Below are 14,101 nucleotides of genomic sequence, written 5' to 3' on the forward strand. Positions count from 1 at the left end.
CAGGGCATGGATCTCGATCTACGCAAACTCCGCTACTTCGCCGCGCTGGCCGAGCACCGGCACTTCGGCCGTGCGGCGGAACAGCTCTTCATCGCCCAGCCGGTGCTCAGCCGCCAAATCAAGTCCCTGGAGCAGGAGTTGGGGTGCACACTGCTCTTACGGACCACCCGCAGCGTGGAGCTGACCGCCGCCGGAAAACAGCTCTACGAGGAGGCGCAGCAGCTCCTTTCGTCGGCCGCCGCGGCGGTCCGCCGCGTCCACGACGTCGATCAAGGCGTGCAACGGCTCGTGGTCGCCTTCTCACCGGGGCTGCCGGTGTCGGAGGCGATACGGGCGTTCACGTCGCGCCATGCGGACGTCGAGATCGACGTCGTCCCGTCGAGCTGGTGGGAGCCGGACCGGCCGCTGCGGGACGGGCGGGCCCAAGCCGGCTATCTGCGGCGGCAGTTCGACGAATCGGGCTTGCGCATCATTCCCATCGGCCACGATCCCAGGGTCGCCTGCATGCCCGCGACGCATCCCCTGGCGGGTCGCCCGGTGCTCACTTCCGCAGACCTCGAAGGCGAGCGGATGCTCGACGTACCCAGGCGGCGGACGTCGTCGCTTGAGGAGAAGTTCGAGCTCATCGCCTCCGGGCACGTCATCGCCCTCATCCCGCTGAGCGTCGCGCGGTCCTACGCCCGCCCCGACCTGGTGCATCTCCCCGTCACGGACGCCCCCGGGATCGAGACCTGTCTGGCGGTCGCCGCGGACCGGCGCGACAGGCTGCTGCGCGACTTCCTGGAGATCGCCACCGCGACACTGCGGCGTGCCTGAACGGTGACGCTTGCCGCTGCCGTGCTCGGCCTGCCTGGGTCTCACGGACGTTTGCCTGTCCGGCCGCGCGTCGGTGAGCGGTCCGAACCGGCCCGTGGCCCCTCGGGAGGATTCTCGGGCGCGACGAGGCGATCGCCGGACAGTAGCGTGCCCGCCTGTTTGATGTGTTGCAGGACAGGTGAGACCTCCATGCTCTGCAGGCCGGGCAGGGACCCGATGCGGTCCGACGTGAATTCGAAGAGTTCGTCGAAGTCTCGGCAGTGTGCGACGGCGTGGAGGTTGTAGGGCCCGGAGATGGCCGCGGCGAAGGCGATCTCGGGTTCTTGCGCAAGCGTGCGTCCGACGTTCTTCACCGCTGACGGATGCACCCGCAGCCACAGGTTCGCCCGTGCGCGATAGCCCAAGGCGGCTGCGGCGATCTCGACGTCGAGGTGGACGACGCGTTGTTGGAGCAGGGCGTGGAGGCGGCGGGAGACGCGGCCCGGTGTGGAGTCCGCCGCCGTGGCGAGGTCGACGAGACTGGCGCGACCGTCTGCGGCGAGCGCGTCGAGAATCTGCTCGTCCTCGGCGGTGAGGCGTACGGGGTCGCCAGTGACGACCGGGGACTCCGTGAAAGGGGGGCCGTCGCTCCCGAGCATGGCTTCCTGCTCCGGCGACAGCACGCCGTGCAGTGCAGCCCAGTAGTGGCCGCGGCCTCCCATGAACTGGCGGAGCATGGCGAAGGCGTTGATGTCGAGCACCGCCGCGGTGCGCGGAAGCCGTTGACCGAGCAGTTCTTCGCGCTGCGCGTCCGTCCGTGACTGGGTCGCGCAGGTGACTTCGCAACCCGCTGCACCCACGGCTACCCAGTTGACATCGTCGCGCTTGGCGAGTGCGCCGGCGATCGCTGCGACGCTGCCGGGCCGGCAACGTAGCCGTACCAGCCATCTGCTCTGTCCCAACGCTCCCGGGTTGACCACGCCGGCGACGCGGATGACGCCGTCGGCGCACAGGCGCCGGTACCGGCGGTTGACGGCGCTTTCGGTGAGGCCGAGCGCGACCGCCATCGAGGCGAATGTGGCCCGGGGAGCGACCTGCAGGGCTCGAATGATGCGCACATCGTCGGGCTGCATTTCGAAGGATTCAGACATCGATGCACCAGCCATAGGGGGAATCCTATGAAGGGGCCTGCTTGACTCGCGCCTGCGGCAGCACGGCAAACAGACTCGTCCCGTACCGATGAGGAGCCACCGCAGCGTCACAACCCGACGCCCCCGAGGCGGTTTCGGCGAGGGACGCACCAGGTGAGCTCACGACGTAAGGAACGGAGATGACGCTGGATGTCATCGACTGTCATAGGGCAGCGAACGCCGATCGCCCTCATCGTGGGGGCCTCGCGCGGCCTCGGCCACGCGATGGCGGCCGAATTCCTCGATAGGGGCTGGAGCGTCATCGGCACGGTCCGCGACACTTCTGCGCGAACGCCCCTGCACGAGCTCGCCGACCGGGCCGAGGGGCGCGTCACCATCGAGCATCTCGACATCAACGAGCCTGACCACCTTGCGCCCCTGCACGAGCGTCTTGCGGAACGCGAGCTCGACCTGCTCTTCGTCAACGCGGGCACCACGAACAATGAGCGGACCCCCATCGGCGCGGTGACGACAGCCGATTTCGTCGAGGTGATGATCACCAACGCTCTCAGCCCGATGCGCGTCATCGAGGCGCTCGAAGACCTCGTATCCCCTACCGGACTCGTCGGAGCGATGTCGTCCGGGCAGGGCAGCATCACGAACAACACGACCGCAGGCCGCGAGGTCTACCGGGGCAGCAAAGCGGCGTTGAACATGTTCATGCGCAGCTTCGCGATCCGGCAGGCCGAGACGCAGCGCGCCGTCGTCCTCATGGCGCCGGGCTGGATCCGCACCGCGCTCGGTGGGCCGGACGCACCGTTCACCGTCGAGGAGAGCGTCCCGTTGCTGGTGGACGTCCTGCTGTCCCAACGGGGCACGCCCGGTCTGGCATACCTGGACCGCTCGGGTCGGACAGTGCCCTGGTAAGCCCTGTCGGCGGCCCTCGCGGAGGGCCTGACGAACAGCAGGCACCTCAGCGGCCTTTTCACTCGAAATCCCCACCGCCCTCATTGCCCTTCAGCGCACGTGGCCGACGCACAGGAGATTGCCAAGGATGACGACGACCACGCCTCTCATCGCTGTCGAAGAACACTGGGTCATGCCGGACGTGACGGCCGCCCTACGTGCTGTGCCGCACCCTGATGAAAGCCTTGGCCTGAGCGAGTTGGGCGACCATCAGGAACGTCTGGAGGACCTGGGAGCCGGCCGCATCGCGGCCATGGACGCGCAGGGCATCGACGTGTCGATCCTCGCCCTGACGCCGCCGGGAGTTCAGCCGCTGCTGCCCAAAGACGCACTGGCGCTGAGCCGCGCCGCGAACGACAGGGCTGCCGCGGCCGTCGCCCGGAATCCGACCCGTTTCCGGTCGTTGTCCACTCTTCCCATGTCGTCACCGAAGGACGTCGCGGGCGAGCTGGAAGGAGCTGCGGGCATGGGGCATGTGGGCACCATGGTCTACGGCCGATCAGGCGACCTTTTTCTCGACGACCTCGTCTATGACGACTTCTTCGCCGCCGCATCAGCACTCGGCCAGCCCGTCTTCATCCACCCGCAGCTACCCTCCAACGCGGTACGGGACGCCTCCTATCGCGGATTCGACCCCATGACGGACCTCGCCCTCGCCACTTTCGGGTGGGGGTGGCACATGGACGCTGCAATCGCGGCGCTCCGGCTGATCCTGCGCGGAACGTTCGACCGTCATCCCGACCTTCAGGTCGTGCTCGGCCACTGGGGAGAGATGCTGCTGTTCTGGCTCGACCGGGCCGACGGCCTTTCCCGCATCGCCGGCTTGCAGCGATCCGTATCGGACTACGTCCGGTCGAATTTCCACATCACCACCTCCGGCATGCTCAACCCGGCCCTCCTGCAGCACGCGCTGTCCGTCACCTCCGTCGGCCGATTGATCTTCTCGACCGACTACCCCTTCCAACGGCCCACCAGAGAAGAAATCGATTCCTTCCTGAAGCACTTCCCCTCAGACGCGGAACGCCGGCAGTTCTCGTCGGCCAACGCCGCTTCCCTGTACGGCATTTGACTTCCAGGTACGGCATTGACTTCTGGATGTCGGTTGAGGGCGGCGTTCCGGCACGCCTTGGCCTGCCGGTGTCGCAGGGGGAAGGCCAAGGCAGGTCGGCGGTCGGCTCAGTGCGTGCTCGCGGCCTTTTCGGGGCGCCGGCCCCATGCGGCGATGGTGACTTGGGGGATGTCGATGAACGTGGGGTCTTCGAGGAGGGTGGTGAATTCCGTCAGATCTGCTTCGGTGATGAGGCCGTCGGCGAGCATGGCGGGGGCTGCCTGGGTGATCAGGGGGAGCCAGCGGTCCTTGGTGCTGCCGCCGCCCATGCAGCCGAGGTTTCCGGCGAAGGACACCTGGCTCAGAGCGTTGCGGGCGAGCAGGGAGGGAAGGCTCCGTGCCCACGTCATGTCGGCGCCGTTGTCGCGGTACGTGCGCTGATAGGCGGCCAGGACGCGCTGGACGAGAGGAGAAGGCGAGGTGTCGGCCGGCAGGTGGTAGGGCTCTTCGATGACGAGCCATCCGCCTGGGGCGAGCCAGCGGGTGGCCCGCGCGATGACCTCGTCGCGCTGGGGGAGGTGGCAGAAGAGGTAGCGGGCGTGGATGAGGTCGAAGCTGCCGGGCGCGTAGCCCTCAGAGGTGATGTCGGCTTCCTGGACCTCCAGGTTCGTGGCGTGGTGGGCGTCGAGGTGTCGGGTGTCGAGGTCGACGGCGACCACCCGTCCCTGGGGGCAGCGTGCGGCGAGCCAGTAGGCGATGGAGCCGGCGCCCGCGCCCAGTTCCAGGCAGTTGGAGGAGGCCTCGATGGGAAGTTCCTGGAGGACTTCGATGGTGAACGCATCGACGCTGTTCTGGATGGACTGAAGGCGTTCACGTTCGTGGGGGGCCTGGTTGCTCAGCCAGCCGGTGCGGTAGGGGGCCGTGGTGGTGGGGTGCTGTGTCATGAAATCGCCTAGGTGGTGGTTTTGGTCGGGGTGGGGTGATCGCGTCCCTCCGGCATGGCGGCGGCGGGCGCGGACGAGGGCGGGGGTGCGGCGGTGGAGTGGACGAAAGAGCGGACGGCGGGAAGTGTGCGAGCTCGCAGGACGGCGAGCAGGAAGTCGCTCTCGCTGCGGAGCCCGTCGTCCTTGAGGTTGACCGGCGTGAGCGGATTCGGTTGGGCAGCGCCCGCGGCCGCCACGGCTTGCAGGGCGCTCTGCAGCCAGCACGCGGTGACGGCCGGTTCGAGGTGTTCTCCGGCAACACCCTGCTCGGTGACGTGGCGTCGGGCGCGCTCCACCACCTCGGGCCGCACGTAATCCTGCAGGACGAGCAGGACGTCGAGGATCTCGATGACCTGGCGGTAGAGCCTGAGCCGGATGGCCTGCGGACTGCCCACCACCGCACGGATCCGCCGGTGGGGCCTCTCCAGGGTGACGTGCGGGACGGCCTCGGTCAGGTCACGCCACAGGGGACTCAGGCACCACAGGGCGCGTGCGTCGCGGGCCGCGCGGCGGATGGTCAGCGCCAGGGGCAGGCAGACCCCTGCGGTCATCAGCCAGGCGGTGACGCCGATGTTCAACGGGAACAGTGCGCCCAGCCAGGCGGGGCGGGCCAGGAGGAAGGCCAGCACGACGCACCAGAACAGGGAGGACGAGGTGAAGCCGGCGGCGAGCAGCAACAGGCCGGTGCGCAAAGGCCGGTCGTCATGGGCCTGGCGGCCGTAGCGCACACACAGCACCGCGCAGGGGACCGTGCCGACAAGATGGGCTGCCACCAGAATCCACCAGAAGGGGCTGTACCACGGGACGGCCTGCGTCGTGACGCAGCCGGCGTGCGGCGCGATGGTGAAGTTCAGTGTGATCAGCGCGACGATGGTGATGATCATGGGGCCGTAGATGAGCCAGGGACGGCGCCGGGACATCGCCGCGAGGACGAAATCGAGGATGAGGGCCGAGCTGAGGACTCCCCAGGCGTTCATGAACAACCCGCAGCTCTGGGCGAAGGTGAGGGATCGGTTCACCAACGCGGTGACGGGGTCGAGGTAGACGGTGATCGACCCGGCGATCCCGACCACGGCGAGCAGCAACATCTTCTGCTGATGGGAGTGACGGGCGGCAGGCAGTCGGAGAATGATCACCAGCCACAGCGCGGCCGCGCCGAACAACTCGATGCGGGAGCCGAGTTCGTAGAGGGAAAGTGTGCTCATGGCCCTACTCCCGGATCCCGAGTGCGGCCTCCAGCTTGCCCCGCACCCCCGTCGACGGTGAGGGCGTGAGGATCCCCGCGGCCGAGTAGATCAGGCTGGCGACGAGCTCGGCTTCCTGCTCCTGCTCATTGGTGTAGTTGCTACGCCCCAGCAGCCGGCTGATCATCTCGGGCCGGATGCTGGGCAACAGCATGGCGAGCACCTCGTGGAACTCCTGGTCGCTGCGGCCGTGTTCGCACAGGATGTGCCCGATTTCATGGAGAATGATGTGCTCCTGGTGGAACTTGGTGGTCTTCTCCTCGACATAGATGTTGTCGTCGGCAGCGGTGGCGATCCACAATCCGCAGGCGTTGATGGCGGCTCCGATCGGCACCGTGTGGATCCGGATCGGCCGACCTCGCCGCACCGACAGCCCCTTGACGAAGGCCTCGACGGAGAACGGCCGGGGTAGGTCGAGCGTCTTGACGAGCGCCTGACACCGTTTGCGTACCTGTCGTGTGGTCATGGTGTCGCCTTGCCCTTCGATCGGACACCGGTGGAAGTAGACGTCATGTTCGTAGCGCATGGCCAACTTCCTTAGCAGTTTGCCAAACGGCTTAGAGGACGGTTGCAGCAAGTCGGCTGCTTCCTGCCGGCGGTCGGCGTCACACGACGCAGCGGGCCGGCCTAGGATCCGCCGAGGCGCCGGCGGAACCGCTGGACATGAGCCGGGTCGCACGTCCGCACAGCTGGCTGACGCGATCCCACGATGCTGCGAGGGGCAAGGTCTGCGGGGCCGGCAGTCCGAGACCTAGAGTCTGCCGGTCGACAGGGAGGCGGCGCCAGCGTGTCCCCTGGTCCGGCCGGCGGCCGGCCGGCAGGCGGAAGAGGTACCGCGGGAGGCTGCGGGGCGGGAAGCGCCGCTTGGTCTTCACCGGTTCCCACCCCTGGGCGACGCCGGCCTCTCGGACAGCACTTCCACGATCTACGGCACCCGCAGCAACACGCTCGCCGCGACCGGCGGCGCGACCACCCGTGAGCTGATGCACCGCATGGCGGACTCGTCCGCGCGGACGGCGCTGATCTACCGGCACCTGAGCAACGGCCATGATCAAGCGATTGCCGATCATGCGGGTGATCAGGTGGACGGCAGGCGGCCGATCAGGTGGACGAGCACAGCACCCCGCGCATTAAGCCGTTCGGAGGGGCATTACGTCATATATCGGTCAGTCGTGCGTTGATCAGAACCCCAGCCGTATCTCATGGGTGGGAGCGTGATCTGACGTCATACGTGGAAGGACTAGAGAGCATGTCGTATATCGCGAAGGCACTCGTGGCGACCGTCGCTGCCGGGGTGGCCGTCACAGGAATGGCCGGCGTGGCCTCGGCCAACTCCGAGGGACAAGGCCAAGCGGTGGGCTCCCCGGGCTTCATCTCCGGCAACGTCATTCAGGTGCCGATCAACATCCCGATCAACCTCTGCGGGAACACCATCAACGTGATCGGTCTGCTGAACCCGGCCGTCGGGAACACGTGCATCAACGGCGACATCCGCTCCGAGCACTACGAGCACCACCACCACGCCGAGTTCCACAGGCGCTGACAGCGGCCCCCGCGAGCGTCTTTGGGCGGAGGGTCGTTCTCGTACCTGCTGTCCGTGAGTGACCGAAGGAGAGCGGGGCCCGTACGCGAGCCCGCGGATCGGGTCGGCTCCTCGCCTGCCCACGGTTGCCCGGTTGGGTCCCGGTATCCGAGGCGCAACCCATTCAGAGGCGCAACCCATGGTGGTGGCTGCCCAACGCCTCGACGCGCCGCCCGCCGACGGCGGGCGGCGCGTGCTTGTTGCGCTCGTCAGACTCTGCCGCTGCCGGCCATCTGCCTCGCGCCGCTCCGGTGGCAGGAATGAGGCAGGCCGCCATGCGTGGTCAGGCCGGTGCCAAGGGGGAGGAGGCGGTCCACGTGTTCACGACCCGCACGGGGAAGCCGATCGAGCCGCGGAACCTGTACCGCTCCCACACCCGGGTCGCGAAGAACGCCGATCTGCGGATGATCCGGCTGCACGATGCCCGGCACGGCTGCGCCAGCCTGCTCACCGCGGCCAGTACCGCTCCGGGCGTGGTGAGGGAGATCCTCGGCCACAGCCGGATCGCGATCACGAGGGACACGTACACGCACGTCGCGCAGGACACGCAACGGGAGGCCGTGAGCCCCATGGACCGTCTGCTGAACCAGCGGCCCGGGCCCGGGTGATCAAGCGCCGCCCGGTGGCGGGCCGTTGTCAGTGGTGCTTGCTAGTTTGTCCGGTGGAGTGAGACCGGTCAGAGAACCTTCGAGGTCCGCGGTCAAGGGGGGTGGGCACAAAGGTCCCCGGGAGCCACCTCGGGACTATGTTTGCAGGCCGTGGATCCCCACCCCCCTCATCCTCCTTGAGGCGAGCGGTCGGTACCGCCTGGTGCCGAACACGCCCTCCAGGGCTGTTGGTGGCGTGAGGGGTGCGCCCAGGGCTGTTCACCTGCGTTCATGGGCGGCGGAGCGCCGGGGCGGTCTCTGCCGATGGCTCCGTCTGTACGGCAGTGAACGTAGCTGAATGAGCTGTATGAGACGGAAGCTGAGACGACCTGGCACTGAGCCAGAACCGTCTCCGTCTGGCGCTCCCTTTCAGGCCCGCGTGTCAGTGGCTGCTGTTAGGGTCCGGCCGTTCCGGAAGGTTGGAGAGAGGGACCGCATGGGCGCGTCAGGGTGGAACTATTCCGTGCAGTATCAGGAGGATCTCGTCGGGGCATTCGAGGGACTGCGACAGAAGGTCTTTGAGGAGCGGGAGTACTACTGGGGTCCTGGTGCCGACTGGAGGCCGGAGGAAGAGCGGCTGCCGTGGCCGAAGACCATGGACAACCTGTGGGAGCACGAACTCGTCCAGCACGAGGGGACGCACTCGATACTCGACATCTTCCGGATCATCGGGCCGGACGAGGAGCCGGACTACTGCACCCTGAAGCAGGTGACCGAGGAGGAGGCGCTGCGCGTCTTGGGCACGCGGAGGCTCACCCGGGCTCACGTGCCACGATTCGAGGAATTCGACTTCTGGCGTTGGTACGGCCGGTGCGCCGTGCTCCACGACGATGAGGGTGAACCGCAGGAAATTTACTTCTGGGGTTACTCCGGCGACTGAGCCGACCCAGCGACCAGGTGTGGACCGTCGACGGGCGGTTACATGAGGGCCCTTAATTGTTCTGACAGTGGATTGCCGTCCCAAGTCTCGACTTGGCCTTGCTGACGTGGGGGTAGCGGGCTGAAGATCGCCCGCCTCGCTTGGAGGAGGCCAAGTCCACGTCCACCCGCTCGCTGACGCCACGTTCACGGGCAGTGGTGAGCCGGCGCGCGGGTGCGACGTGGTACTCGCGGTGTGTACGTCCCCGGCGAAACGCAGAGAGGACAACGGAGTCCGTACGGACCCTGAACCGCTGGAACGTCGGTTCGCCGCGCTCGGCCCGCTCTCCGACACACATTGGCTTGGTGTCGTGCTGGGCACCGATTCGAAGGTGTCCGTTCCGGCCCCCACTGATGTCCGTGTGGTGGGCTTCGCCCGGCTGAGAGCGGGTGGCGTCGCGGCCATTGTGGGGGCATCGGAGCGGGGTTTTCAGCCTGCGTTGCCGCGCCAACTGCCGGAAGAGTTCGTGCGGTTCATGCCCAGGAGCGCCAGGTGGGTCCGGAGCGAGTCCTTCGACCGTCAGGTGACGGGCGGGACGTATTCCGGCGCCTTCTACTTCGACCCGGGTGCGGACTGGGTCTCCTTCGACACGACCAATCCGAGCGCTGCCGCCAGCTCCGGACCGTGATCGGGTCTCCTGGTTTCCCCGGCGATGATGCGAGCCATGCTCGGGTGCGCCTCCGAGGCGCGATGGCTGCGGTACGCCCGCACCCAACTGGAGCACGTGTTCCCCTACCTGCCGCAGCAGCCCGGCTGCGACAAGCGGCTGCGCGAGGCCGCCCAGCTCATCCGGCGGACCTTCCTGACCTGCCCCTTTTGGCGGGCGCAGGACCTCCCGTGTGTGCTCTTACGGCAGCAGTCGCATTTGCGGCATTCAAGACAAGTGGCAGACTTCGTGGGTACACACAGAGAAGGCGGGACCGCCTTCGGGAAGGGTCTCCGTGCGCCACGCCCTCAGCCCCACCGTCCTCGCCGAGCTGCGTCGGCCTCGGCGCTATCCGGCGGTCTCCATCCTGATGCCCACGCACCGCCGGGAGCCGGACAACGCCAACGATCCGGTCCGGCTGCGCAAACTGCTGGCCGAGGCGAAGGAAAGAATCCAGGCCGACCCCGCGGTCTCCCGCGCCGATCGGATCGACGTGCTGGAGCAGCTCGACCGGGGCCTGTCTGAGGTCGACCTGGTGCACGCCGAGGACGGCCTGGCGATCCTCGCCGCACCCGGCGAGCACCAGGTCTGGTCATTCGGGCGTACTGCCCCCGCGCGGGTGGTCCTGTCCGACACCTTCCTCACCCGCAACCTGGTCGCCGCCCAGGCTGCCGAGCGCCCCTGTTGGGTGCTCGCGATCGCCGCCGACCGGGTCGTGCTGTGGGGCGGCAACCAGGAGCGAGTCACCGAAGAGGCCGGCCATGGCTTCCCACTGGTGCGCACCCCCGACGCGCCGGACCCCCAACGGCAGGAACGCACCGGCGGCACGCCCAGCACCTTCAGCGACGAGGAGACCAAGACCTTCCTGCGCCAGGCCGACACCGAGATCGGCAAGGTCCTCGCCACCGACCGCCGCCCGCTCTACGTGGTCGGCGAGGCCAGCGCGCTCGCCCTGCTGGACGCCGTCGGATCCATCGCCAAGGAGGCGACCGAGCAGATCCGGCACGGCGGCCTCGCCGGGGCCGATGCCGAGACCGTCCGCCAGGTGGTCGCGCCTGCCCTGCGCGCCCAAGCCGACCGCGAGATCGACGATGCCCTCGCCCGGCTCGACGCAGCCCGTGGCCGCCAGGAGTACGCCGCCGGTCTGGACGAGGTCTGGCAGGCCGCGGGGGACGGCCGGATCACCCACCTGGTCGTCGAGGAGCAGTTCCGCGCCATCGTCCGCGCCGATGGTGAGCACCTCGTCCCCGCCGAGGCCGACGAGCCCGGAGCCCGCGAGGACATCGTCGACGAGGTGATCGAGCGTTCCCTCGACACCGGCGCTCAGGTCACCTTCGTCCCCGACGACACCCTCTCCCAGACCGGCCACGTCGCCGCCGCCCTTCGCTACTGACCAACCGGCAGGGGCGCCGAAAGCCCGCCTGGACCTGATCGCTCGACGCGGGAACGCCCGCCGACGCCGGCGAAAGCCTGCTTCTCTTTCGGTGTCTGGCGTGTGGGGTGTTTCAGGTGGGTGGGGGGTCTTGGTGGCCCGCGGGCGGCGGGGGTGCCGGCGACGGGCCTTGGCCCCTGCCTCAGTCGCCCGCACGCTCCAGGACGCGGCGGGCGGCTGCCAGCCAGCGGTCCTTGCGGGCTTTCGCCTCGTGCAGGCGGTCGGAGTTCTGCTGAATCAGACGGTGTTGGATGTGGGTTTCGGCCGCTGCCCATACCGTCACCAGCTTGGCCGACTTCTGGCAGGCCACGTCCGTGCGGGCGGTGGCGCGTTCGGCCACCGTGGGCTCGGTCGTCTCCCAGCGCTCGCTGTCGGCGGCGGCAAAGGGGTCCGGGTAGTCGAAGCCCGCCTTCGCCATGCATGCGTGCCAGGTGCGCAGGGCGTCGCGTACTTCGGGGGTCCGCCGGGAGGCTTCCAGGGCGGTGCCGGTCAGCTGGTTGAAGGCGTGATAGTCGGGTGGCGGTCTGGCGCCGACGAGTTGGTGCTGGGCGGTCTTGAGGCAGCCGCCCTTGCCGGCGGTCCCGTAGGCCGCGCGCCGCACCTCGGCGGGGAGAGCCTCGCGCTCGTCCCACGCCCGGTTGCGCCGTACCACCGACGGCGGATCGGGGCGCGGGTGGTATCCGTAGCGGGCAGCTGCCGACTCGTCGGCTCCGTATCGGCCGACGTTCTGCGACTCGATGTCCCGGGCGGCTACCGGGGGCAGGAGCTTCCACTCCATGCCCCGGTCGTTCATGCACCGGCGCATGAGGAGGTCCTGTGCGTCTTCCATGACATGGGTCTCGGCCACGGTCGATGCATAGGCGTCCAGTGGCAGCTGGAGCTGCTTGGCCTGCCGGGCCACCGGCAGTGGGTGCGAGGCGGGCGTGGATTCGTGCTCCGCGGCGGTGCAGGCGGTGGTGGCCAGGAGCAGCAGTGCGAGCGCGGTGGTGGCCCGGGCGCGGGAGGGCGACATGGTGGCCTCTCGTCGTGCGGTGCGCGGTGCGCGTTGAGCGGGGTGACAGGCGGGGCGGGGTGCGGCCCCCCGTAGCCGCACCCCGCCCGTCAGCAGGGCGTTGCTGACGGACTCGCTGTCAGCGGAACTTGACGGAGCTCGTCGCGTCGCTCATGCCGGGGTGGTCGCCGAAGTGGGGCTCCTTCTCGCCCGGTGCCAGGGAGAAGCGGGCGCCCTCGTAGTTCTTGTGCTGGTAGAACGTGACCGTGCGGTTGCCCAGGTTCTTGGCGGAGCTGATGGTGTCGTTCCAGCCGTCCTTCTTCAGGTTCCGCATGTTTTCGGTGAAGGTCGTGTTCCTGTTCTTGTACTTGGCGTCCTGGTAGACCTTGACCTTCCGCTTCGCGGCGGCCGCCTGGTCGGCGGCGACCGGGGCGTGACCGTCGGCGAAGGCCGGCAGCGCGGCACCGAGCGAGAGTGCGGTCGCGGCGGCACCCGCGGCGACGATGTGACGCATACGCATGAGGTGTTCTCCTCTGGTCAGTTCTCAGGTGAAGCACCTGAGATGGCTGAGCGTTGGCCGGTTCCGGCGGTCGTGCCCGACCGGCACTTCGTACGCTAAGAGCTCCCGTGCACTGGAGGTTCAAGTAGCTGTGAGTGAGGTCACATGGACCATTGGGCAGCTGGCGGCGCACACCGGGCTGCCGGTGAAGACGGTCCGGTACTACTCCGACGTCGGCCTGTTGCCCGTCGCTGAGCGAAGCGCTGGGGGCCACCGCCGCTACGGACCGGAGGCGTTGGAACAACTGCGCCTGGTCCAGCGGCTGCGCACGCTGGACACCCCCATCTCCACCATCACCCAGCTGGCATCCGGCGAACGCAGCCTCGGCGACCTCATCGCCGACGAGATGGGCCTGGTGCGGAGCCGATTAACCGAACTCCACTGGCGCCAGGCGACCTTGGAGGCACTGGACAACTGCTCCGCACAGGAGCGGCTCCGTCGATTGGAGGTGTTGTCCCAGGTTCAGCGTCTGCCGGAAGCCCAAGACCGGCTCGCAGGGGCATGGGGGCAGACGATCCCCACCGCCGTGCCGGCGCGCCTTGCCGATGCCATCACCGCGCAGGCCGTTCCGGACCCGCCGGAGAACCCCACCGCGGATGTGGTCCTGGCCTACGCCGAACTCCACACACTCACCCGGCACCAGGACTTCCCCACCTACTGGGCCTGCCCCAACGTGCGCGACAAGGCGTCGCTGTACGCAGAACTCCTCGACACCTCCGAGCTCGCCGCCGACACGGTCGCCGACGGCCTGCCACCCCAGCCCGGAGAGGCCCTGGACCACTTCTCCCGAGCCTGTGCCCGCTCCCGTGGCGAGGACGACACACCCGGATTCCGCACCTTCATGGGCGCGCAGCTGCACAGCACCATCCCCCTCTTTCGCCGTTACTGGCAACACGTCGCCACGATCTCGGCCGCTCGGCGACCCAACCTGGGGATCACGCATTGCTGGCTGGTCGAAGCCCTCGCATCGCGGCAACAAGCCGCACCGGCACCAGCGCGACAACGCCGCCCCACCACGTCTTCGTAGTCTTCGTAGTGCCACCGGGCGGACAGCTACAGCGGCGCAACTGAGCGGGTCGAAGATGCATGTCACCGGTGGCTGACCGGGCTGCTGAGCGGGCGGGCACAGCACGCACGGACGACAGCCCTGCCGCAAAGT

The 14,101-nt window shown here is 68.3% G+C and carries 14 protein-coding genes and 1 pseudogene; 9 read left to right on the forward strand and 6 right to left on the reverse strand.

The window, feature by feature from the left end:
- Positions 1–6 precede the first annotated feature (6 nt).
- Entirely contained in the window at positions 7–816 is an 810-nt protein-coding gene (locus tag AB0E02_RS03040) for a LysR family transcriptional regulator (protein ID WP_362135303.1), read from the forward strand.
- 41 nt (positions 817–857) lie between these two features.
- Here AB0E02_RS03040 and AB0E02_RS03045 read toward each other — a convergent pair whose 3' ends face one another.
- Positions 858–1,961 (reverse strand): Lrp/AsnC family transcriptional regulator, encoded by a 1,104-nt coding sequence (locus AB0E02_RS03045; protein WP_362135305.1) that lies wholly within the window; start codon positions 1,959–1,961, stop codon positions 858–860.
- Between the two features lie 174 nt (positions 1,962–2,135).
- On the opposite strand from AB0E02_RS03045, the gene AB0E02_RS03050 reads away from it, so the two are divergent.
- Positions 2,136–2,852, forward strand: a complete 717-nt coding sequence (locus AB0E02_RS03050; RefSeq protein ID WP_362135307.1) for an SDR family NAD(P)-dependent oxidoreductase — start codon at positions 2,136–2,138, stop codon at positions 2,850–2,852.
- Between the two features lie 127 nt (positions 2,853–2,979).
- The gene (locus tag AB0E02_RS03055) at positions 2,980–3,960 is read left to right on the forward strand and encodes an amidohydrolase family protein (protein ID WP_362135309.1); all 981 of its coding nucleotides are present in this window, start codon (positions 2,980–2,982) and stop codon (positions 3,958–3,960) included.
- 107 nt (positions 3,961–4,067) lie between these two features.
- Here AB0E02_RS03055 and AB0E02_RS03060 read toward each other — a convergent pair whose 3' ends face one another.
- From AB0E02_RS03060 to AB0E02_RS03070, 3 genes are read right to left on the reverse strand one after another with little or no spacing between them, the layout of a single operon-like run.
- Positions 4,068–4,883 carry a class I SAM-dependent methyltransferase gene (locus AB0E02_RS03060; RefSeq protein ID WP_362135311.1) on the reverse strand — a complete coding sequence of 272 codons (816 nt, stop codon included), beginning with the start codon at positions 4,881–4,883 and terminating at the stop codon, positions 4,068–4,070.
- Between the two features lie 8 nt (positions 4,884–4,891).
- Positions 4,892–6,127 carry an MAB_1171c family putative transporter gene (locus AB0E02_RS03065; RefSeq protein ID WP_362135313.1) on the reverse strand — a complete coding sequence of 412 codons (1,236 nt, stop codon included), beginning with the start codon at positions 6,125–6,127 and terminating at the stop codon, positions 4,892–4,894.
- Positions 6,128–6,131: 4 nt separating this feature from the next.
- Positions 6,132–6,692 (reverse strand): ImmA/IrrE family metallo-endopeptidase, encoded by a 561-nt coding sequence (locus AB0E02_RS03070; RefSeq protein ID WP_078865754.1) that lies wholly within the window; start codon positions 6,690–6,692, stop codon positions 6,132–6,134.
- Between the two features lie 723 nt (positions 6,693–7,415).
- Here AB0E02_RS03070 and AB0E02_RS03075 point away from each other — a divergent pair.
- The 5 genes and pseudogenes from AB0E02_RS03075 to AB0E02_RS03095 all read left to right on the forward strand — a co-directional run bounded on the left by AB0E02_RS03075 (position 7,416) and on the right by AB0E02_RS03095 (position 11,353).
- Positions 7,416–7,709 carry a chaplin gene (locus tag AB0E02_RS03075; RefSeq protein ID WP_362135316.1) on the forward strand — a complete coding sequence of 98 codons (294 nt, stop codon included), beginning with the start codon at positions 7,416–7,418 and terminating at the stop codon, positions 7,707–7,709.
- A 246-nt stretch (positions 7,710–7,955) separates the two neighbouring features.
- Positions 7,956–8,356: pseudogene (locus AB0E02_RS03080) on the forward strand (tyrosine-type recombinase/integrase); the annotation flags it as partial.
- Positions 8,357–8,858: 502 nt separating this feature from the next.
- Entirely contained in the window at positions 8,859–9,275 is a 417-nt protein-coding gene (locus AB0E02_RS03085) for a hypothetical protein (RefSeq protein WP_362135318.1), read from the forward strand.
- Between the two features lie 349 nt (positions 9,276–9,624).
- A complete protein-coding gene (locus AB0E02_RS03090; RefSeq protein WP_362135320.1) occupies positions 9,625–9,942 on the forward strand; it encodes a hypothetical protein in 318 nt (105 codons plus the stop codon).
- Between the two features lie 313 nt (positions 9,943–10,255).
- Positions 10,256–11,353, forward strand: a complete 1,098-nt coding sequence (locus AB0E02_RS03095; RefSeq protein WP_362135322.1) for a chemotaxis protein — start codon at positions 10,256–10,258, stop codon at positions 11,351–11,353.
- A 181-nt stretch (positions 11,354–11,534) separates the two neighbouring features.
- Here the strand turns inward: AB0E02_RS03095 and AB0E02_RS03100 are convergent, their stop codons facing one another.
- Both AB0E02_RS03100 and AB0E02_RS03105 read right to left on the reverse strand, forming a co-directional pair.
- Positions 11,535–12,404 carry a hypothetical protein gene (locus tag AB0E02_RS03100; RefSeq protein WP_362135324.1) on the reverse strand — a complete coding sequence of 290 codons (870 nt, stop codon included), beginning with the start codon at positions 12,402–12,404 and terminating at the stop codon, positions 11,535–11,537.
- A gap of 118 nt (positions 12,405–12,522) precedes the next feature.
- Complete coding sequence (locus AB0E02_RS03105) at positions 12,523–12,903, reverse strand: peptidase inhibitor family I36 protein (RefSeq protein ID WP_362135326.1); 381 nt, start codon at positions 12,901–12,903, stop codon at positions 12,523–12,525.
- A gap of 130 nt (positions 12,904–13,033) precedes the next feature.
- Between AB0E02_RS03105 and AB0E02_RS03110 the strand changes: the two genes are divergently transcribed.
- A complete protein-coding gene (locus tag AB0E02_RS03110; protein WP_362135328.1) occupies positions 13,034–13,969 on the forward strand; it encodes a MerR family transcriptional regulator in 936 nt (311 codons plus the stop codon).
- The last annotated feature ends 132 nt before the right edge of the window (positions 13,970–14,101 follow it).

The sequence above is a fragment of the Streptomyces sp. NPDC048196 genome (assembly GCF_040652715.1).
GTDB classification, from domain to species: Bacteria; Actinomycetota; Actinomycetes; order Streptomycetales; family Streptomycetaceae; genus Streptomyces; species Streptomyces siderophoricus.

Coding starts and splice junctions, on each gene's coding strand:
- AB0E02_RS03100 (WP_362135324.1), bottom strand. CDS start 12,404: ATGTCGCCCTCCCGCGCCCGGGCCACCACCGCGCTCGCACTGCTGCTC.
- AB0E02_RS03070 (WP_078865754.1), bottom strand. CDS start 6,692: ATGCGCTACGAACATGACGTCTACTTCCACCGGTGTCCGATCGAAGGG.
- AB0E02_RS03065 (WP_362135313.1), bottom strand. CDS start 6,127: ATGAGCACACTTTCCCTCTACGAACTCGGCTCCCGCATCGAGTTGTTC.
- AB0E02_RS03060 (WP_362135311.1), bottom strand. CDS start 4,883: ATGACACAGCACCCCACCACCACGGCCCCCTACCGCACCGGCTGGCTG.
- AB0E02_RS03075 (WP_362135316.1), top strand. CDS start 7,416: ATGTCGTATATCGCGAAGGCACTCGTGGCGACCGTCGCTGCCGGGGTG.
- AB0E02_RS03040 (WP_362135303.1), top strand. CDS start 7: ATGGATCTCGATCTACGCAAACTCCGCTACTTCGCCGCGCTGGCCGAG.
- AB0E02_RS03055 (WP_362135309.1), top strand. CDS start 2,980: ATGACGACGACCACGCCTCTCATCGCTGTCGAAGAACACTGGGTCATG.
- AB0E02_RS03105 (WP_362135326.1), bottom strand. CDS start 12,903: ATGCGTATGCGTCACATCGTCGCCGCGGGTGCCGCCGCGACCGCACTC.
- AB0E02_RS03050 (WP_362135307.1), top strand. CDS start 2,136: ATGTCATCGACTGTCATAGGGCAGCGAACGCCGATCGCCCTCATCGTG.
- AB0E02_RS03045 (WP_362135305.1), bottom strand. CDS start 1,961: ATGGCTGGTGCATCGATGTCTGAATCCTTCGAAATGCAGCCCGACGAT.